The 20,732-nt window shown below is 62.7% G+C and carries 13 protein-coding genes; 5 read left to right on the forward strand and 8 right to left on the reverse strand.

Features of this window, described 5'->3' with window-relative positions; genetic code table 11:
* Positions 1–11: 11 nt before the first annotated feature.
* The 8 genes from pgi to Q8O69_RS21455 form a co-directional block, all read right to left on the reverse strand.
* Complete coding sequence (pgi, locus tag Q8O69_RS21420) at positions 12–1,676, reverse strand: glucose-6-phosphate isomerase (protein ID WP_305594408.1); 1,665 nt, start codon at positions 1,674–1,676, stop codon at positions 12–14.
* A gap of 172 nt (positions 1,677–1,848) precedes the next feature.
* Positions 1,849–2,709 carry a pantoate--beta-alanine ligase gene (gene panC, locus Q8O69_RS21425; RefSeq protein WP_305594410.1) on the reverse strand — a complete coding sequence of 287 codons (861 nt, stop codon included), beginning with the start codon at positions 2,707–2,709 and terminating at the stop codon, positions 1,849–1,851.
* The gene (gene panB / locus Q8O69_RS21430; RefSeq protein ID WP_305594411.1) at positions 2,706–3,506 is read right to left on the reverse strand and encodes a 3-methyl-2-oxobutanoate hydroxymethyltransferase; all 801 of its coding nucleotides are present in this window, start codon (positions 3,504–3,506) and stop codon (positions 2,706–2,708) included. Before panB ends, panC begins: the two co-directional genes overlap by 4 nt.
* A gap of 263 nt (positions 3,507–3,769) precedes the next feature.
* On the reverse strand, positions 3,770–4,282 hold the full coding sequence (folK, locus tag Q8O69_RS21435; RefSeq protein WP_305594414.1) for a 2-amino-4-hydroxy-6-hydroxymethyldihydropteridine diphosphokinase: 513 nt from the start codon (positions 4,280–4,282) through the stop codon (positions 3,770–3,772).
* The gene (locus Q8O69_RS21440) at positions 4,279–5,685 is read right to left on the reverse strand and encodes a polynucleotide adenylyltransferase PcnB (RefSeq protein WP_305594416.1); all 1,407 of its coding nucleotides are present in this window, start codon (positions 5,683–5,685) and stop codon (positions 4,279–4,281) included. Before Q8O69_RS21440 ends, folK begins: the two co-directional genes overlap by 4 nt.
* A gap of 700 nt (positions 5,686–6,385) precedes the next feature.
* Complete coding sequence (locus Q8O69_RS21445) at positions 6,386–7,813, reverse strand: sigma-54 dependent transcriptional regulator (RefSeq protein WP_305594418.1); 1,428 nt, start codon at positions 7,811–7,813, stop codon at positions 6,386–6,388.
* A 76-nt stretch (positions 7,814–7,889) separates the two neighbouring features.
* Positions 7,890–10,844, reverse strand: coding sequence for a sensor histidine kinase (locus Q8O69_RS21450; protein WP_305594420.1), 2,955 nt, complete (start codon positions 10,842–10,844; stop codon positions 7,890–7,892).
* A gap of 60 nt (positions 10,845–10,904) precedes the next feature.
* Entirely contained in the window at positions 10,905–11,081 is a 177-nt protein-coding gene (locus Q8O69_RS21455; protein ID WP_003244646.1) for a hypothetical protein, read from the reverse strand.
* 164 nt (positions 11,082–11,245) lie between these two features.
* On the opposite strand from Q8O69_RS21455, the gene Q8O69_RS21460 reads away from it, so the two are divergent.
* From Q8O69_RS21460 to Q8O69_RS21480, 5 genes are all read left to right on the forward strand, one after another.
* Entirely contained in the window at positions 11,246–12,484 is a 1,239-nt protein-coding gene (locus Q8O69_RS21460) for a parallel beta-helix domain-containing protein (RefSeq protein WP_305594422.1), read from the forward strand.
* Positions 12,484–13,596 (forward strand): SO2930 family diheme c-type cytochrome, encoded by a 1,113-nt coding sequence (locus Q8O69_RS21465; protein ID WP_305594424.1) that lies wholly within the window; start codon positions 12,484–12,486, stop codon positions 13,594–13,596. Before Q8O69_RS21460 ends, Q8O69_RS21465 begins: the two co-directional genes overlap by 1 nt.
* Positions 13,597–13,887: 291 nt before the next feature.
* A complete protein-coding gene (locus Q8O69_RS21470; RefSeq protein ID WP_305594426.1) occupies positions 13,888–17,178 on the forward strand; it encodes a DUF2126 domain-containing protein in 3,291 nt (1,096 codons plus the stop codon).
* A 126-nt stretch (positions 17,179–17,304) separates the two neighbouring features.
* Entirely contained in the window at positions 17,305–19,797 is a 2,493-nt protein-coding gene (locus Q8O69_RS21475; protein ID WP_305594428.1) for a circularly permuted type 2 ATP-grasp protein, read from the forward strand.
* On the forward strand, positions 19,794–20,699 hold the full coding sequence (locus tag Q8O69_RS21480) for a transglutaminase family protein (RefSeq protein WP_305594430.1): 906 nt from the start codon (positions 19,794–19,796) through the stop codon (positions 20,697–20,699). Before Q8O69_RS21475 ends, Q8O69_RS21480 begins: the two co-directional genes overlap by 4 nt.
* Positions 20,700–20,732 lie beyond the last annotated feature (33 nt).

The following is a 20,732-nucleotide window of genomic DNA, read 5'->3' on the forward strand; positions in this document are numbered from 1 at the left end:
GTCGCCGTGGATCAGCCGCGATGACGCTCGCGGAAGTGCTGGATCAGACCTTGGGTCGAAGCATCGCTGGCCGGTGTGTCGAGCTGGCCGGTCAGGCGCTGGTAGACGCCCTGGCCTAGTTCCTTACCCAGTTCGACGCCCCACTGATCGAAGGCGTTGATGCCCCAGATGGCGCTCTGCACAAACACCTTGTGTTCGTACAGCGCGACCAGCGCGCCGAGGCCGAATGGGTCGATGCGGTTAAGCGCGAGGATATTACTCGGACGATTGCCGGGAATCATCTTGTGCGGCGCCAGGCGCTGTACTTCTGCCTCATCCAGACCTTTGCCGCGTAGCTCGGCCTCAGCCTCAGCGCGGGTCTTGCCGTGCATCAGCGCCTGGCTCTGCGACAGGCAGTTGGCAAACAGCCACTGGTGATGGTCGGCCAGCGGGCTGAAGCTGTTCACCGGCACGATAAAGTCCGCTGGGATCAGCTCGGTGCCCTGGTGCAACAACTGGTGGTAGGCATGCTGACCGTTGCAGCCAACGCCGCCCCAGATCACCGGACCGGTGTTGAACGTTACCGGGCTGCCATCCTGGCGCACCGACTTGCCGTTGGACTCCATATCCAGCTGTTGCAGGTGTTTGGTGAAGTTACGCAGGTAGTGGTCGTAGGGCAGGATCGCCTGGCTTTTCGCGCCCCAGAAGTTGCCGTACCAGATGCCCAGCAGGGCCATTAATACCGGCATGTTTTCGGCCAGCGGCGCCTGGGTAAAGTGCTGGTCCATGGCGTAGGCGCCGGCCAACAGTTCCTTGAAGTTGGAGATGCCGATGGCCAGGGCGATTGGCAAGCCAATGGCCGACCACAGCGAATAACGCCCGCCGACCCAGTCCCACATCGGGAAGATGTTTTCCGCCTTGATGCCGAAGTCGATGGCGGCAGTCGGATTGCTGGTCACCGCAATAAAGTGCTTGTGCAGTTCGGCTTCCGGGCCGCCCAGGGCCAGGTACCAGTCGCGTGCGGCCAGGGCGTTCTTCAGGGTTTCCAGGGTGCCAAAGGATTTTGACGAGACGATAAACAGTGTGGTCTGCGGGTTCAGGCGCGCAGTCAGCTCACGGAACTCGCTGCCGTCGATATTGGCCAGGTAGTGACAGCGCACGCCGCGTTGGGTGAAGGGCCGTAGCGCTTCGGAAACCAGTTGCGGGCCGAGGAACGAACCGCCGATACCGATATTCACCACCTCGGTTATCGGTTTGTCGCTGTAACCGCGCCATAGGCCGCTGTGAATGCGGCTGACCAGCTCGGTCATCTGATTGAGCACGCGATGGACTTGCGGGATCAGGTCGACGCCATCGAGCTCCAGGCGCCGGCCAATCGGGCTGCGCAGGGCGGTGTGCAGGGCCGCGCGGCCTTCGGAAGCATTGACCTGCTCGCCGCTGAACAGGGCGTTGATGGACTCCGGCAGGCCGGCCTGTTCGGCCAGTTGCACCAGCAGGTTCAGGGCCTTTTCGTCGATCAGGTTCTTCGAGTAATCCAGCAACAGGCCGCAGCTGCTCAGGGAGAAACGGTTAAAGCGTTGCGGATCGCTGGCAAAGGCCTCACGCATGCTGAAGTCGTTCATCTGCTCGCGCTGCGCGCGCAGCGCCTGCCAGGCGGGCAGGGTGGTGACGTCATGCGGTTGCTGGTAATAGGCCATCGGTGCGTGTTCCTTTCCTGTGTGCGTCCAATCAATCATGCAAAAAGGCCCGGAGTGATCCGGGCCTGGAGTGTAGCTGGCAGGTGCGGCTGGCGAACCTGCCCAAGTAGACCCCTGAAAACCGTCTGGGTTGCCGCGACGGTGTTTGCAGTGGTCTGTCAGTGCCTGTTGATCAGGCTGGAGTATCGAGGTCGAAGGCCAGGTTGTCGATCAGCCGGGTGCTGCCAATAAAGGCGGCCACCAGAATCACCAGCTGACGATCATCGGCGGTGGCCGGGCGCAGGCTGTTCGATTCGCGTACTTCCAAATAGTCCGGACGAAAACCGGCGGCGCTCTGTTGCTGCTGCGCTGCCGCAACCAGCGTGGCGTAGTCGCGGTTGCCATCGCGAATCGCTGCGGCCATCTCCTGCAGTGAACGGTAGAGCACGGGTGCGGCTTCACGCTGTTCGGCGTTCAGGTAACCGTTGCGCGAGGACAGCGCCAGGCCATCTTCGGCGCGTACGGTGGGCTCGCCGATAATCTGGATCGGCATGTTCAGGTCGCGCACCAGGGTGCGGATTACGGCCAGTTGCTGGAAATCCTTCTGGCCAAAAATTGCCAGGTCCGGCTGCACCATATTGAACAGCTTGCTCACTACGGTGGCGACGCCTTCGAAGTGCCCTGGGCGACTGGCGCCGCACAGGCCTTCGGAAACCTCCGGCACGCTAACGCGAGTTTGGCCGTCCATGCCGTGCGGGTAGATTTCTTCAACATCCGGGGTAAACAGCAGGTGGCAGCCGGCTTCGACCAGTTTTTCCTGGTCGGCGAGCAGGGTGCGTGGGTACTTGTCGAGGTCTTCGCTGGGGCCGAACTGCAACGGATTGACGAAGATGCTGGCGACCACGAAGTCCGCGCGCTGGGCGGCTTTCTCCACCAGTGCGGCGTGGCCGGCGTGCAGGTTGCCCATGGTCGGGACGAAGGCGATCTGTTTGCCTTCGGCGCGTGCCTGGGCGACAGCGGCGCGCAATTCGCGCACGCTTTTAACTGTGTTCATGCAGAAAATCCGTGTTCGGCTGCTGGGAAGCTCTGGTCTTTGACGGCTTTGACGTAGGCGCTGATGGCGTGCTGGATGCTGCTCTGGCCGGCCATAAAGTTCTTCACGAACTTCGGCGTGCGACCGCTCAGCGACAGCCCGAGCATGTCGTGCAGTACCAGTACCTGGCCGTCGGTTGCGCCGCCGGCGCCAATGCCGATCACCGGGATTTTTACGGCTTGGCTAATTTCAGCAGCGAGCTCGCTGGGTACGCATTCGAGCAGCAGCATGGCGGCGCCGGCTTGCTCCAGCGCCATGGCGTCGGCACGCATCTGCCGCGCCTGGGATTCCTGACGGCCCTGCACCTTATAACCACCAAGGATGTTGACCGCCTGCGGGGTCAAACCCAGGTGGGCGCAAACCGGTACACCACGCTCGGCCAGTTGGCGAATCGGCTCGGCCAGCCAGGCCGCGCCTTCGAGCTTGACCATATGCGCGCCAGCCTGCATCAGCGCGGCACTGTTATTCAGGGTCTGCTCAATGGTGGCATAGGCCATAAACGGCAGGTCGGCGAGGATCAGCGCGCCCTGGTTGCCGCGTTTAACGCTGGCAGTGTGGTACGCCATCTCGGCGACAGTGACGGGCAGCGTGCTGTCATGGCCTTGCAAGACCATGCCGAGGGAATCGCCCACCAGCAACACATCGACACCGGCCTGGCAGGCCGTCTGGGCGAACGTGGCGTCATAGCAGGTCAGCATGGCGATTTTCTCGCCGCTCTGCTTGAGGCTTTGCAGGGTGGTCAGGGTTACATCAGGCATGAAAACTGTCCTCACTCAGGCGTTCAGTCAGCAGTTGTGCTGCTTCAAGTTGGCCTGCATTGGCCTCGAATTGCACCGGTGCGGGGCAACGGGACGCCTATAGTCCTGATGGGGGGGCTCGAAGTCAATTGCAGGTGTTACCGGCCTGTTACTGGCGTTACCGCCAATGAAACCTACTGCGCTCGGTTATGCAGCGTTAAAAGCAGACTCAAAATGCTCATGTACAGACGTACACTCCGCTTTTTCGCCTGCTTTTGCCTTGCCTAACCTTCGCTCGTGACGGTTTCAAATGTGTTGAGCCGTTCCAGCCCGACAAAGGGGCATGCATCAAGCAGCTCGGCCAGCGTGCGGCCATCCGGCAGCTGCAGGTCGGGTGCGATCTCGGCCAGCGGGTAGAGGACAAAGGCGCGGGCGTGCATATGGTAGTGCGGCACGGTCAGGCGTGGCTCATCCAGCTGGCGTTCGCCGAACAGCAGGATATCCAGGTCGAGGGTGCGCGGCCCCCAGCGTTCGGCCTTGCGCGTGCGGCCCTGTTCCAGCTCGATGGTTTGCAGCGCATCAAGCAGGGCTAGTGGGCTGAGTTCGCTATCCAGCGCGGCCACGGCATTGACGTAGCGTGGCTGATCCGCCGGACCGAGCGGGTCGCTGGCATAGAAGGACGACTGGGCGATTAGGCGGGTGTGCGGCAGCGCGGCCAGGGCGGCCAGGGCGCTGCGCAGTTGTTCGAGCGGGGTGGCCAGGTTACTGCCCAGGCCGATATACACACGCTCCATCATTCACTCGCGGCGGGGCTGGCGGCGTCACTGGCCGGGCCGCGTTTGCGCTTGCTGTTGCTGCGTTTGCGCTTGCGCGGGCCGGCGGGGCCATCGTCCTTGCTGCTGAGGTCGCGGATCATATTGCGCCGCTCGCTGTCGCTAACATCCTGATAGCGGGTCCACCAGTCGCCGAGGCCACCGGTTTCCTCACCGGCACTTTCACGCAGCAGCAGGAAATCGTAACCGGCGCGGAAGCGTGGGTTTTCCAGCAGCATGTCGGCGCGTTTGCCGCTGCGGCGTGGCAGGCGTTCCTGCATATCCCAGATTTCACGGATCGGCATGGTGAAGCGCTTGGGCACGGCGATGCGCTGGCATTGCTCGCTGATCAGCTCGTGAGCGGCTTCCTGCATGGCCGGGATCGGCGGCATGCCGCGGTCCTGCAGTTTGATCACGCGGGCTGGCAGGGCCGGCCAAAGCAATGCTGCAAGGAGGAAGGCCGGAGTCACCGTCTTGCCCTGATGGATGCGCAGGTCGGTGTTGTCCAGCGCATTTCGGATCAACTGGTCGGTGTAGTCCGGGTTGAGTTTCAGTGCCTCGGCACTGGCCGGGAACAGCTGGCCGAACAGGCCGTAATCCACCAGCAGCTCGTAGGTGTACACCGCATAGCCGGCGAGAAACAGCTTGAGCACTTCATCGAACAGGCGCGCGGCGGGGATGCCGCCGAGCAGCGGAGCCAGTTTGTAGATTGGCGCGGCGCTGTGTTTCTCGATGTCGAAATCCAGCTTGGCGGCAAAACGCACCGCGCGCAGCATGCGCACCGGATCTTCCTGGTAGCGCTGGGTCGGGTCACCGATCAGGCGGATCAGGTGATTGCGGATGTCGTGCACGCCATTGGCGTAATCGAGAATGCGCTCGGTGCTTGGATCGTAATACAGCGCATTGATGGTGAAGTCGCGGCGCTGGGCGTCGTCTTCCAGGCTGCCATAGACGTTGTCGCGCAGGATGCGTCCGCTCTCGTTGCGTGAGGACAGGTTGCTGTTCTCTTCCTCATCACCTTCGGGATGGTTGGCGCGGAAGGTGGCGACTTCGATGATCTCGCGGCCGAAATGCACGTGGACCAGCTTGAAGCGCCGACCGATTACCCGGGCGTTGCGGAACTCGGCACGCACTTGCTCGGGCGTGGCGCTGGTGGCCACGTCGAAATCCTTGGGGTCGATGTCCAGCAGCAGGTCGCGCACGCAACCACCGACCAGATACGCCTGGTAGCCGGCCTGTTGCAGGCGTTCGACCACGCTGATGGCGTAGCGGCTGATTTCCCCGCGCTCGATCGGGTGCTGGCTGCTGCTCAGCACTTCAGGCGTGCTGTGCGAGTGTTTGCCACGGCGGATGGGGGTACGAAAGGACTTGAACAGCTTTTTCAGCATGGGAGGCACTGTTTGACTAAATGACTGGCCAGAGTATATGCCGGCCGCAGGAATGGCGCGGATTCTAGCATTGAGTCGGGGGTTGATGCAGGAAACGGCGGGAGACTACTGCAGGCGGGGAGTTTGAAGCTACTGGGGGAGCCGAAGCTCCCCCCCAAATTGGTGCGTGCTCTTTTTTTATTATTATGGCGGGCTTGTTGTTTTTGTTGATTTACCCGTTCCATCCAGTCAAGGACTTTTGGAAAACTTCCCAAGCTGGGAATCAAGAGCAAACGGATTGCTTTGGATGCTGATGCTGCCATGATCACACAGTGACCCAACCAGTTCTGGCGCTGCCTTAGGGCAGTTTTATTATTCTCAGCCTGGTTTTGGGGCGAACCCCAAAGGCAATTCCTTTCCAAAAGAATCAGTTAGCTGCGCCTCCGCGTTGTTGTTTTTATTGTGCTGGAGTCGGTACGTCTTATTTTTATTAGGTTTGGAGCGTGCTTGTTATTGTTGTTGTGCCAGCAATAAAGCAGAACCCGTGCCAGTTTTTGCAATCCCTTTAAAAACAAGGGTTTGAGCTGTGATGAGGGTGCTGGGGTGGCATAAAAAAGCCGGGTTCTCGTTACCATAAGACCCGGCTTTTGTTACTAAGTGTTGAATGGGTAACAGACTGTGGAACCTTGTGTGTGCGTGTCTGTCACCTTGGCGCAGGCCTCTAGCCTGCGGTTGCCCCCGAAGATTTGCGCCGTGGAATGCCCAGGCGCTGGCGGCGCTCCCACAAACATTTGCGACTGATGCCGAGTTTGCGTGCCAGTTCGGTCTCGGTCATATGGTCCTGGTGTTCCAGCACGAAGTGCTGGAAGTAGTCTTCCAGTGACAGGTCTTCGGTTGGTTCGCTCGGCTCATGGCCCAGGCCGCCGCTTTGCGCGGGCAGGCCGGTGAAGTCGTCTTCCAGGTCGTCCAGTTCGATATCGATGCCCAGCAGCTCGGCGGAAATGCTGCTGCCTTCGCAGAGAATCACCGCGCGCTCGATGGCGTTCTCCAGCTCGCGCACGTTACCCGGCCAGGGGTAATGACGAATGGCCTGTTCGGCATCGGCAGCAAAACTCAGGTCGAGACGGCCCTGGCGGGTGCTCTGGCGAATCAGGAAGGCGCGGGCGATTTCGATCACATCCGCACCGCGTTCACGCAGCGGCGGCAGTTTCAGGGCGATTACGTGCAGGCGGTAATACAGGTCTTCACGGAACTGGCCGATCTTCGACAGGGTTTTCAGGTCGCGGTGGGTCGCGGCGATCAGGCGCACATCGACCTTCTGCGATTGCACCGAGCCAACCCGGCGAATCTCGCCTTCCTGCAGCACACGCAGCAGACGCGCTTGAGCTTCCAGGGGCAGTTCACCTATTTCGTCGAGGAACAGGGTGCCACCGTCGGCGGCTTCCACCAGGCCCGCACGCCCGGCGCTGGCGCCAGTAAAGGCGCCTTTCTCATGGCCGAACAGTTCGGATTCGATCAGCGATTCCGGGATGGCGGCGCAGTTCACCGAAATCAGCGGCGCCTTGGCGCGGCGCGAGAGGTTGTGCAGGGCGCGGGCGACCAGTTCTTTACCGGTGCCGGACTCGCCTTGAATCAGCACGTTGGAGTCAGTGGGCGCGACCTTGCGGATCTTGCTGTACATCTCCTGCATGGCTGGGCAGGAGCCGATGATGCCGATTTCGCCGTTGCTGTTGTCCACCACCTTGTCGGCGCTGGCTTTCGCCGTGCCGGTGGTCGGCGCCGGGGTACTCTTGGCCTGCTGGTGATCGCGCAGGATGCGCGCCACGGCCTGGAGCATTTCGTCGTGGTCGAAGGGTTTGGCGATGTAATCGACCGCGCCCATCTTCATCGAGTCGACCGCCGAGCGCAGGCTGGCGTAGCTGGTCATGATCAGCACCGGGGTGCCCTGGCCGAGCTTGATCAGCTCGGTGCCGGGTGCGCCTGGCAGGCGCAGGTCGCTGACGATCAGGTCGAAGCTGGGGATGCTGAAGCGCTCTTGCGCTTCCTGCACCGAGCCGGCTTCGCTGACTTCGTATTGGTTACGTTCCAGCAGGCGACGCAAGGCAGAGCGGATAATGGTTTCGTCTTCGACGATCAAAATATGAGGCATCAATTCGGTCTCTCGACGGTCTCGGGGCATGCCGCTGGACTAAGGGGCCTGGCAGGCATGCTCGCTGGTAGCTGGTTTAAGTCGCTATGGACGTCGCCTCGACATGCCTCGGCAGGCTGACCCTAATGCGGGTGCCGCGTTGAAGCTCGGGGTCGGCCGGGCTGTCGATTGTTATCTGTCCATAATGCTCTTCCACGATCGAATAGACCAGTGCAAGGCCCAGTCCCGTACCTTTGCCCGGGTCCTTGGTGGTGAAGAAGGGTTCGAACAAACGGTCGATGATTGCCTTGGGAATACCGCTGCCTTCGTCTTCTACGATCAGGTCGACGGTGTGCTCGAAACGTTCGCTCTTGACCCGGATCGCGCTACCCGGCGGTGACGCATCGCGGGCGTTCGACAGCAGGTTGATCAGCACCTGGGCCAGGCGCTGCGGATCACCGACCACCCAGTGGTCGGAATCGCAGAGGTTGAAGAACTGCACCTCGACGCTGCGTCGGTTGAGGGCCAGCAGGGCGATGGCGTCCTGCGCGACCTGGGCCAGGCAGACTGGTTCTTCGCTGTTCTGATGGCTGCCGGAATGGGCAAAGCTCATCAGCGACTGGACGATGCGCGACACGCGCTTGGTCTGTTCGATGATCTGTTCGCTGATCTCGGTCAGCTCGCTGTCGCCTTCACGCTCTTCGCGCAGGTTCTGCGCCAGGCAGGCGATGCCGGTGATCGGGTTGCCGATCTCATGCGCCACGCCGGCGGCCAGGCGACCGATGGAGGCCAGTCGTTCGGAATGCACCAGCTTGTCTTCGAGCATCTGCGTTTCCGTGAGGTCTTCAACCAGTAACACCAAGCCACTGTTACCGGGCGCCAGGGGCTCGTCGATGGCCGCCTTGTGCAGGTTGAGCCAGCGAGTCTGGCCGTCGAGGGCCAGGCGCTGTTTGTGCAAGTGCTCGTCGGGCAGTTCGATAAAGTTCTGCAGCAGGCCGCGCCAGGGTTCGCCGAGAGTGTTCAGGCGCGAGCCGACCACGCGCTGGGCGGGGATTTCGGTGAGTTCTTCCATGGCCTTGTTCCACATCAGGATCTCCTGATCCTTGGCCAGCGAGCAGACGCCCATGGGCAGCTCCTGCAGGGTCTGGCGGTGGTAGCGGCGCAGGGTGTCGAGTTCGGCGGCCAGGCCCGTGAGGCGCGAGTGGTAGTCCTCCAGGCGGTTCTCGATAAAGTGGATGTCCTCGGTGACATAGGTTTCGCTGCCGGCTTTATAAGGCAGGAAGGTTTCGACGATGTCCTGGGCGACGCTGGGGCCCATCAGGCCGGAGAGGTTGGCCTCGATGCGGTCACGCAGGCGGCGCAGGGCATAGGGCCGACCTTCATCGAACGGCAGATGCAGGTCGCGCAGGGCTTGCTCGACTTCATGCTGGGCAGTCTTGGCGCCCAGGGGTTTGGCCAGTTGCGCGGCAAACTCCTGCGGCGAGGCGGCCAGCAGTTCACGGCGCTGCGGGCGGCGCACGTTATCCACGGCGCAGGCTTCGGCGGCGCTTTTCTCTTCCGGGCTGGCTTCGGTGAACAGCGACACCAGGGTGAACACCAGTACGTTGGCCGCCAGCGAACCGATGGCCGCCAGGTGCCAGCTGCTGTCATCCAGCACATAAATGACGTTGAACCAGGGCAGGTAAAGCCCCTGCAGGTTGCCGAGCATCGGCAACAGCATGCTCACCACCCAAACGCCGATACCCGCCAGCAGCCCGGCGATAAAGCCTTTGCGGTTGGCGGTCGGCCAGTACAGCACCGAAAGCACGCCGGGAAGGAACTGCAGGGTGGCGACGAAGGCGACAATGCCCAAGTTGGCCAGGTCCTGTTCCGCGCCGAGCAATAGATAGAAGCCGTAGCCGGCCATGATGATCAGCAGGATCAGCGCGCGGCGGGTCCACTTCAGCCAGCGGTAGATATTGCCTTCCGACGGCGGCTGGTACAGCGGCAACACCACATGGTTGAGCACCATGCCCGACAGCGCCAGGGTGGTGACGATGATCAAGCCGCTGGAGGCCGACAGGCCGCCGACGTAGGCGATCAACGCCAGGGTTTGGCTATTGACCGCGATCCCCACGCCGAGGGTGAAATATTCCGGGTTGGTGGTCGCGCCGAGCTTGAGCCCGGCCCAGAGAATCAGCGGCACTGCCAGGCTCATCAGCAGCAGAAATAGCGGCAGACCCCAGCTGGCGCTGACCATGGCGCGCGGGTTGAGGTTCTCGGTAAAGGTCATGTGGTACATGTGCGGCATAACGATGGCCGAGGCGAAAAACACCAGCAGCAGGGTGCGCCATGGGCCTTCCTGCAGCGGTGTGTGCAGGCTGGTCAGCGAAGACTGGTTCTGCACCAGCCAGGATTGCAGGTCCTGCGGGCCATCGAATACGCCGTACAGGGCGTACAGGCCAATCACGCTGATCGCCACCAGCTTGACCACCGACTCGAAGGCGATGGCGAACACCAGGCCTTCATGTTTTTCGCGGGTGGCGATATGCCGCGCGCCGAACAGGATGGTGAACAGAATAATCAGCCCGCAATAGGCCAGTGCCACGCGCTCCTGCACCGGCTCGCGGGTGAGGATGCCAATGGAGTCCGCGACCGCCTGAATCTGCAGGGCCAGCAGCGGCAGCACACCGATCAGCATAAACACCGTGGTCAGCGCGCCGGCCCAGGTGCTGCGAAAGCGGAAGGCGAACAGGTCGGCCAGGGATGACAGCTGGTAGGTGCGGGTGATACGCAGGATCGGGTAGAGCAGCACCGGCGCCAGCAGAAACGCCCCGGACACCCCTAGGTAACTGGCGAGGAAACCGTAACCGTATTGATAGGCCAACCCCACTGTGCCGTAGAAGGCCCAGGCGCTGGCGTAGACGCCGAGCGACAGGGTGTAGGTCAGTGGATGGCGGATCACCCAGCGTGGAATCAGGCCGTGTTCACTGATCCAGGCCACGCCGAACAGAATAAGAAGGTAGGCAGCGCTGATCAAAATCAGCTGGCTCAGGCTAAAGCTCGTCAGCATCACGTTGGCTCTGCAGCGAATAAAGGTAAGGAACGGTCACGTACGTCGCGCCGCAGCGGGTCAGAGCTCATCGGCATCACGCTGACTCTGCAGAATAAAGGTCACGACTATCAGGATCAGCCACAGCAGGTAGGGGCGGTACCAGGCCCCATTGGGGTCGATCCACCAGTCCATGATGGCCGGTGAGAACAGGTAGATCCCCACCACCAGGATCAGCACCAATCGATAGATATACATGCCGCATCTCTTCGCTTAATTGCCGGCGATGGTAACGGATGCATCGCGCTCTGCGTAGGCTGGCTGTTGGTCGGGAGGGTTGCGCTGTGCTGGCGCGGGGCTTGGCTTTTTCTTATTAATTGGTACTATCGTTCCACTTAATAAGAAAAACGCTGGAGATTGCCATGCGCCTTGCCCCGCTTTCCGTGCTTGCCCTGTCCGTGTTGCTGGCTGCCTGCAGCGAAGAACCGGCCCCGGTGGCCGATCTGGATTTCCAGAAAGACCTGCAAACCCAGCTGATCAAGGCCAAGCCCGGCAGCGTGATCGAGATTCCTGCAGGCACCTATCAGCTCGACCGCAGCCTGAGCCTGAAAGTCAGCGGCGTGACCATCAAGGGCGCGGGTATGGACAAGACCATCTTGAGCTTCAAGGGGCAGAAGTCCGGCGCCGAAGGCCTGCTGGTGGATGCCTCGGATTTCACCATCGAAGACATCGCTTTCGAGGACACCTTGGGTGATTCGCTGAAAGTGGTGGGCGGCAAGAACATCATCATCCGCCGTGTGCGCACCGAGTGGACCAATGGGCCGGCCACCGAGAACGGCGCTTATGGCATCTACCCGGTGCAGACCGAGAACACCCTGATCGACGGCGCGGTGGCCATTGGCGCCTCTGATGCCGGTATCTATGTCGGCCAGTCGCGCAACGTGGTGGTGCGTAACAGCCGCGCCGAGCGCAACGTCGCCGGCATCGAGATCGAAAACACCATCGACGCCGACGTATACGACAACGTCGCCACTGGCAACACCGGCGGCATTCTGGTGTTCAACATGCCCAACCTGCCGCAGGCCGGCCGGGTGACGCGAGTGTTCCGCAACAAGATCGAAGGCAACAACCACAAGAACTTTGGCCACAAAGGCACACCGGTGGCCAGCGTGCCGGCCGGCTCGGGGGTGGTGATCAACTCCAATGACGATGTTGAGGTGTTCGACAACGATATCGGCGACCACAAGACCGCCAACGTGATCATCAGCAGCTACTTCAGCACCGGTTACACCGACCTCTCCACCGCCGAGAACTTCGACCCCTATCCAGAAGGCATCCATATCCACGGCAACCGTTTTGGCCCGGGTGGCGAAAGCCCGGATCACCTGGAGCTGAAAGCCCTGAAGGTCAGCCAGTTCGGCTTGAATGGCCGCCTGCCGGATATTCTCTGGGACGGTTACGTCAACCTCGACATCCTGGTTGACGGCAAGCTGCCGGCTGATCGGGCGATCTGCATCAATAACGGCGAGGCGGGGATGATCAACGTCGACGGGCCGAACAACTTCAAGAACATCAGCACCGAAATGGCCGACTACCGTTGCAGCCTGCCAGCGCTGCCGGCGGTCAAACTGGCTTCGGCTGACGCCGACCAGGGGGCCTGATGCGTCGTCTGTTACTGGGGGTGCTGTTGCTCCTCGCTGGCTGCGAGCAGCAGCCGGCCCCGCTGTACCTGCCGCAAGGTGAGAACTACCCGGAAAAACTCAGCGAGTGGGGCATGTTGCAGCGTGCCGATGGCTTTATCGCGCCGATTGCCGAGGCGCTGCCCTATGACCTGAATACCCCGTTATTCACTGACTATGCGCACAAGCTGCGCAGCGTGTGGATGCCGGCAGGCACGCCGGCGACCTACGGTGAGGCGCACTTCGACTACCCGGTCGGCACGGTTCTGAGTAAGACCTTCTACTACCCCAAGGACGCCCAGGGCCGCCTGTTGCTTAATGAGCAGGATGACCGCGACACGCAGCGCGGCCTGGAGCTGGCGCGGGTACAGTTGATCGAGACGCGCATCCTGCTGAAGCAGCAAGACGGCTGGGTCGCATTGCCCTATGTGTGGGATGAACAGCAACAGGAGGCGCACCTGGAGTGGGCTGGCGACAGCCGCCAGTTGAGCTTGCTGAATGCAGAGGGCAAGACTCAGGCGGTGGCCTATCAGGTGCCGGACGCCAACCAGTGCGCCGGTTGCCATGAGGAAACGGCAGGGCAGGGCGTCAACCCGCTGGGGCCCAAGGCGCGGCACTTGAACAAGGATTTTGCCTACGCCGATGGCAGCTATAACCAGTTGCAGCACTGGCAGCAGCAGGGCCGTCTGCAGGGCGTGCCGGCCGAGTTGCAGGGCGTGCCGCAGAACGCCTTATGGCCGACGCCGCGCGCTGGCGAAAGCCTGGAGCAGCAGGCGCGCAGTTATCTGGATGCCAACTGCAGCCACTGCCACAACCCCAAGGGGCCGGGGCGTACCTCGGGGCTGTTGCTCGACCCGGCCACCGCAATTGGCATCAGCTATGGCCTGTGCAAACAGCCGGTGGCTGCGGGTAAAGGCTCGGGTGATCGGCTGGTGGATATTCACCCTGGCCAGCCAGATAAATCGGTGCTGCTGTTCCGTGTGGAAAGTGTCGACCCGAGCATCATGATGCCGGAGCTGGGCCGTTCCACTGTGCATGTCGAAGGGGTTGAGGTGCTGCAGCGCTGGATCGCCAGTCTGCAAGGGGATTGCTGAATCACCTTTGGCTATATGACTTGGCATAGGGGTTGTGGGAGGGGCCGGGCGGCGATCCGCTTTAGCCGCGACAGCAGCTCGCCGCTAAAGCTCCTCCCACGGTTTTGCAGATGCCATGCGATCAAGGCGCGACCTGTTTTCGTGCGCCGAGGCAGGCATGGGGCATGCCGGGCCCTGTTGTGGTGCGTGCCTGTAGCGGGTGAATGCGCCAGGCCACGCCAGCTCTGGCTTGGGCCACTGGCATAAGTCTTGCGCTGCCTGGTTATCGCCCAGGCTCGCAGGAGGCCCGCTGTGTCGATTCATATCGCCTTGCACCATGTCAGCCACTATCGCTACGACCGCGCCGTCAACCTTGGCCCACAGGTCGTGCGCCTGCGTCCTGCACCGCACAGCCGTACCCGGGTTCTGTCCTACGCGTTGAAGGTCGAGCCAGGCGAGCACTTTATCAACTGGCAGCAGGACCCCCAGGGCAACTACCTGGCGCGCCTGGTGTTTCCGGAAAAGACCCGTGAACTGAAAATCGAGGTTGATCTGGTCGCCGAAATGGCAGTCTTCAACCCCTTCGATTTCTTCCTTGAACCCTACGCCGAAAAAATTCCTTTCGCCTACACCGAGGGCGAGCAGCTGGAGCTGGCGCCCTATCTGGTCAAGCTGCCGGCCGGCAAGCTGTTTGCCAAGTACCTGGCCAGCATTGAGCGCACGCCACTGCCGAGCGTGGACTTTCTGGTAGCGCTGAATCAGCGCCTGTCCACTGACATCGGCTACCTGATCCGCCTGGAACCGGGCGTACAAACCCCGGAAGAAAGCCTGGAAAAAGGCTCCGGCTCCTGTCGCGATTCGGCCTGGCTGCTGGTGCAGTTATTCCGCCACCTGGGCCTGGCGGCGCGCTTTGTTTCCGGCTACCTGATCCAACTGAAAGCCGATGTGAAATCCCTCGATGGTCCCTCCGGCACCGAGGTGGATTTCACCGACCTGCACGCCTGGTGCGAGGTTTACCTGCCGGGCGCCGGCTGGATTGGCCTGGACCCGACCAGCGGCCTGTTCGCTGGCGAAGGTCATATCCCGCTGGCCTGCAGCCCTGAGCCGTCTTCGGCCGCGCCGATCAGCGGTGGCGTGGATGAAAGTGAATGCGAGTTCAGCCATGAAATGTGGGTCGAGCGCATCTGGGAAGCGCCGCGCGTCAGCAAGCCTTACAGCGACGAGCAGTGGCAGGCGATTGTCGGCCTCGGCCAGAGAATAGATGACGATCTGCAGGCCCAGGACGTCCGCCTGACCATGGGCGGCGAGCCAACCTTTGTTGCCCTTGATTACCCCGATGATCCCGAGTGGAACACCGCCGCCTTGGGGCCGAACAAGCGCCGCCTGGCCACCGAGCTGTTTCATCGTCTGCGTGAGCATTACGCGCCAGAAGCGCTGGTGCATTTTGGCCAGGGCAAGTGGTACCCCGGCGAACAGCTGCCGCGCTGGTCGCTGAATGCCTACTGGCGGCGTGATGGCGAGCCAATCTGGCACAACTCGGCGCTGTATGCCGATGAGCAGCAGGACTACGGCGTCGATGCGGCCAAGGCCGCCGACTTCCTTGGCTTGCTCGCCGAGCGCTTGGGCGTGGATGGTAAATACTGCGTGCCGGCTTATGAGGACCGTTTCTACTACCTGTGGCGCGAGCGCAAGCTGCCGATCAACGTCAGCGCTGAAGACCCGCGCTTGGCCGACCCACTTGAGCGCGAGCGCCTGCGTAAGGTGTTCGAGCAGGGGCTGGATAAGGTAGTCGGGCATATCCTGCCGCTGGCTCGGCATGCCAAGCAGCTGGGCTGGCAGAGCGGCAGCTGGTTCTTGCGTGACCAGCATTGCCGGCTGATACCGGGCGATTCGGCGATGGGCTACCGCCTGCCGCTGGACTCCCAGCCCTGGGTCAGCGAGGCCGATTACCCCTACGTGACCCCGGAAGACCCCAGCCAGGTGTTCGCCCCGCTACCGGCTGCGGCGCAGATCAAGCCGCAGCTGCGCGGCGTTTGGCCGGGCAGCCAGAACGGTGCGGGCAAGCGTCCACTGCTCGGCCAGTCGGCCGCTGGTGTGGTACGTACCGCGCTGTGCGCCGAACCGCGCGAGGGCAAGCTCTATCTGTTTATGCCGCCGCTGGTGCGCCTGGAGGATTACCTGGAACTGGTGGCCGCCATCGAAGCCACCGCCGCCGAACTGAAATGCCCGGTGCTACTGGAAGGTTATGAGCCGCCGCTGGACCCGCGTCTGCAGTTCTTCCGGGTGACTCCGGACCCCGGCGTGATCGAGGTGAATATCCACCCGGCCGCCAGTTGGGATGAGCTGGTCGAACGCACCGAATTTCTTTACGAGCAGGCCCGTGAGTGTCGCCTTTCCAGCGAGAAATTTATGATCGACGGCCGCCACACCGGCACGGGTGGCGGTAACCACTTTGTTCTCGGCGGTGCGACACCGGCGGACTCGCCGTTTTTGCGACGTCCGGATCTGCTGCGCAGCCTGATCAGCTACTGGCACAACCACCCGTCGCTGTCCTACCTGTTCAGCGGCCTGTTTATCGGCCCGACCTCCCAGGCGCCGCGTATCGATGAGGCGCGTAACGATGCGCTGTACGAACTGGAAATCGCCTTCGCGCAGATGCCCGAAGTGGGTCGCGACTGCCAGCCCTGGCTGGTCGACCGGCTGCTGCGCAACCTGCTGGTGGACGTGACCGGTAACACCCATCGCTCCGAATTCTGTATCGACAAACTGTACTCGCCGGATTCGGCCTCCGGGCGTCTCGGCCTGCTGGAGCTGCGCGCTTTCGAGATGCCGCCCCATGCGCAGATGAGCCTGGCCCAGCAGCTGTTGATTCGCGCGCTGATCGCGCGTTTCTGGCGCGAGCCCTACAAGCCCGCGCGATTGGTACGCTGGGGCACCGAACTGCATGACCGCTACCTGCTGCCGCACTTTATCGAGCAGGACTTTGCCGACGTGCTGCAGGAGCTGGACGGCTGCGGCTACCGCCTGCACAGCGAGTGGTTTGCTCCGCACTTCGAGTTCCGCTTTCCCAAGTCCGGCGACTTCAACGTCAAGGGCATCGAGCTGGAGCTGCGCCAGGCCCTGGAGCCCTGGCATGTGCTGGGGGAGGAGGGCGGTGGCGGCGGTACGGTGCGCTATGTCGATTCCTCGCTGGAGCGCATGCAGGTCAAACTCAGCGGCCTGCCGAGTGACCGCTATGTGCTGACCTGCAATGGCGTGCCGGTGCCGCTGCGGCCTACCGGCAAGGTCGGCGAGTTTGTCGGCGGCGTGCGTTTCCGCGCCTGGCAGCCGGCCAACTGCCTGCATCCGACCATCGAAGTACACGCGCCGCTGGTATTCGATCTGGTGGACAGCTGGATGAGCCGCTCCCTCGGCGGTTGCCAGTATCATGTCGCCCACCCCGGCGGACGCAATTACGACAGCCTGCCGGTAAACGCCTATGAGGCCGAGAGTCGGCGCTTGGCGCGCTTCTTCCGTCTGGGCCACAGCCCAGGCAAACGCCCGGCACTGGCCCCGATCAATAATAATGAAATGCCCATGACCCTGGACCTGCGCCTCGTTTAACTCCCTCTCCCGCTTGCGGGAGAGGGTTGGGGAGAGGGTGATGGATTACCCTCTCCCCCGGCCCCTCTCCCATAAATGGGAGAGGGGAGCGTAAAGCCGTATTGCCTTGCCACTGCCGAGCCTGCCATGCCCGACCTGCTTGCCGACTACCCCCTGACGTCCGGGGCTTATCACGAACTGTTCGACGCCGACGGTCAGGTGCGCCCGCACTGGCGCCTGCTGCTGGAGCGTTTGCAGCGCAGCAGCCCGGCGCAGTTGGCCCAGCGCCAGGCCCTGCTGGCGCGGCAGATTCAGGAAAACGGCGTGACCTACAACGTCTACGCCGACCCCGATGGCGCCGACCGGCCGTGGGAGCTGGACCTGCTGCCTAATCTGATTCCGGCGGAAGAATGGCAGCAGATCGCCGCCGGCGTGGCCCAGCGGGCCAGTTTACTGAATGCCGTGCTGGCCGATCTGTATGGCCCGCAGCAGCTGCTAGCCGAAGGGCTGTTGCCGGCCGAGCTGGTGTTTGGCCACAACAATTACCTGTGGCCTTGTCAGGGTGTGCAGCCGCCCGGTGGCACCTATTTGCATCTGTATGCAGTGGACCTGGCCCGTGCGCCGGATGGCCGCTGGTGGGTCACCGCCGACCGCACCCAGGCGCCGTCTGGCGCCGGTTATGCCCTGGAAAATCGGCAGATCGTCTCGCGCGCCTTTCCCGAGCTGTACCGCGATCTGCGCGTGCAATACCTGGCCGGTTTCTTCCGCACCCTGCAAGACACCCTGGCGCGTCAGGCCCCGGCCGGCAGTGAAACGCCGCTGGTGGTGCTGCTCACCCCTGGGCGTTTTAACGAGAGCTATTTCGAGCACCTGTACCTGGCGCGTCAGCTCGGCTACCCCTTGGTGGAAGGCAGCGACCTGACCGTGCGTAACGCCAAGGTCTACCTGAAAACCCTGGCCGGCCTGCGCCGCGTGCATGCGGTGCTGCGCCGTCTGGATGATGACTTTTGCGACCCGCTGGAACTGCGTACCGACTCGGCCCTCGGCGTGTCCGGCCTGCTCGAAGCGGTGCGCCAGGGCAATGTGCTGGTGGCCAACGCTCTCGGCAGTGGCGTGTTGGAATCCCCCGGTTTGCCGGGCTTTCTTCCGGCCATCGCGGAAAAATTATTGGGCGAAGAACTGCTGCTGCCGAGCATCGCCAGCTGGTGGTGCGGCGAGCCACCAGTGCTGGACAAGGCCCTGGAGCAGCTCGACGAGCTGCTGGTGCGCGCCAGCTTTCCCTCGCAGAGCTTTGCCCCGGTGTTTGGCCGTGATCTGGATGAAGCGCAGCGCGCCGAGCTGGCTGAACGGCTCAAGGCGCGACCTTATGCCTATGTCGCTCAGGCTTTGGCGCAACTGTCGCAGGCGCCGGTCTGGCAGCCGGAAGAGGGCCAGCTGGCGCCGCGTGCGATTGGTATGCGGGTGTTTGCCGTGGCCAGCGCCGAGGGTTACCGGGTAATGCCCGGCGGCCTGACCCGGGTAGCCGCCGAAGCCGACGCCGAAGTGGTGTCGATGCAACGCGGCGGTGCCAGCAAGGACACCTGGGTGCTCGGCGAACGGCATGCCGGCGGCGAACCCTGGCAATGGTTGCGCCCGCTGGGCGTGGCCGATCTGGTGCGCAGTGACCCCTATCTGCCTTCGCGGGTGGTGGAAAACCTCTACTGGTTTGGCCGCTACAGCGAACGCTGCGAGGACGGTGCGCGGCTGCTGCGCATCATGCTGGCGCGCTATGTGGATGACGACGATGACCCCCAGGCATTGCAAACGGCCCTGAGTCTGGCTGAGAGCCTGGGCCTGCTGCCGGATGCCGACAGCGGCGAACTGCACGCGCGTCTGCTCGAAGCGCTGCTTGGTGAGGACTGGCCAGATAGCCTGCGTGGCAATCTGCAACGCCTGCAGTGGGTGGCCGGCAGCGTGCGCGGCAAGCTGTCCCAGGCCAACTGGCAAGCCTTGCTCGAACTGCAGCGCGAGGCCCAGGGCCTGGATGCTGAGCAGGCCGACTTTGGCGAATTACTGGATTTTCTCGACCGCCTGCTGCTGTCGCTGGCGGCGCTATCGGGCTTTGCCCTAGATGACATGACCCGTGACGACGGCTGGCGTTTTCTGATGATCGGCCGCTGTATCGAACGCCTGCAGTTTCTCTGCGACAGCCTGGCCAACTTCCTCACCAGCAGCGCGGCGCAGGATCAATCGGCGCTGGAGTGGCTGCTGGAGCTGGGCAACAGCAGCATCACCTACCGCACCCGTTACCTGGCTTCGGCGCAGCTGATTCCGGTGCTCGACCTGTTGCTACTGGATGAGCAGAACCCGCATGCCGTGCTATTCCAGGTGCGCACCCTGCTGCGTTCGTTGTCGCGCCTGGGCGAGCGTTTCGAGCTGCCCAGTGAGCGCCGGCTGAAACACCTGGAAGGGCAACTGGCACGCTTTAGCCTGGCCAGCCTGGAGAATCCGCTGTTTGGCGCGGCCAGCGTGCAGGAAGTGCTCGACGGCCTGTCCGCGCTGCTGGAAAGCATCAGCCAGGCCAGTGCGGAAATCTCCGACCGTTTAGGCTTGCGTTTCTTTGTGCATGTCGACGCCAGCCAGCGGACGCAATCCTCATGAGCAGCGCCTGCTACCAGATTCTTCACGACACCCATTACCGCTACGCCAGTCCGGTGTCGCTGGCCCAGCAGCTGGCGCATCTGTGGCCGCGCGCCTGCCCCTGGCAGCGCAATCACAACCAGCAGTTGCAGGTCAGCCCGCAGCCGTGTCAGCGCCAGGACGCCCTGGATGTGTTCGGCAACCCGCTGACCCGCCTGGTATTCGAGCGCCCGCATGATGAGCTCAAAGTCAGTGCGCGCCTGCAGGTCGAAGTGCTGGCGCGGCCAACGTTGGATCTGCAGGCGTCGCCGCCCTGGGAGGAGGCCTGCACGGCGCTGCGCTACAGCGGTCAGGCACTATTGCCTGGGGTGCTGGAGGCCACGCGCTTTCGTTTCGAGTCGCCCTATGTGCACCTCAAGCAGGTGTTCGCCGCCTACGCGGCGGATTGCTTCAGCCCCGGCCGGCCGTTGCTGGCGGCGGTGGACGGGCTGATGCAGAAGATCTTTGCCGAGTTCAGCTTCGATGCCGCCGCCACCCAGGTGGCCACGCCGCTGTTGCAGGTGCTGGAGGAGCGCCGCGGCGTGTGCCAGGACTTTGCCCACCTGATGCTTGCCTGCCTACGCTCTATGGGCCTTTCGGCGCGTTATATCAGCGGTTATCTGCTGACTCAGCCTCCGCCAGGCCAGCCCCGGCTGATCGGCGCCGATGCCTCGCATGCCTGGGTCTCGGTGTTCTGCCCGCAGCAGGGTTGGGTGGATTTCGATCCGACCAACAATATCCGCCCGGCGCTGGAACATATCACCCTGGCCTGGGGGCGCGATTTTGCCGATGTTTCGCCGCTGCGTGGGGTGATTCTCGGCGGCGGCAGCCATGACCCCGAGGTGCAGGTGACGGTGCTGCCGATCCCCGCTATAGAGGGCTAGCGCTTATGTAACGGCGTGCTAGCGTTTTTCCAG

It is taken from the genome of Pseudomonas sp., assembly GCF_030690725.1.
In the GTDB taxonomy this organism is placed as follows: Bacteria; Pseudomonadota; Gammaproteobacteria; order Pseudomonadales; family Pseudomonadaceae; genus Aquipseudomonas.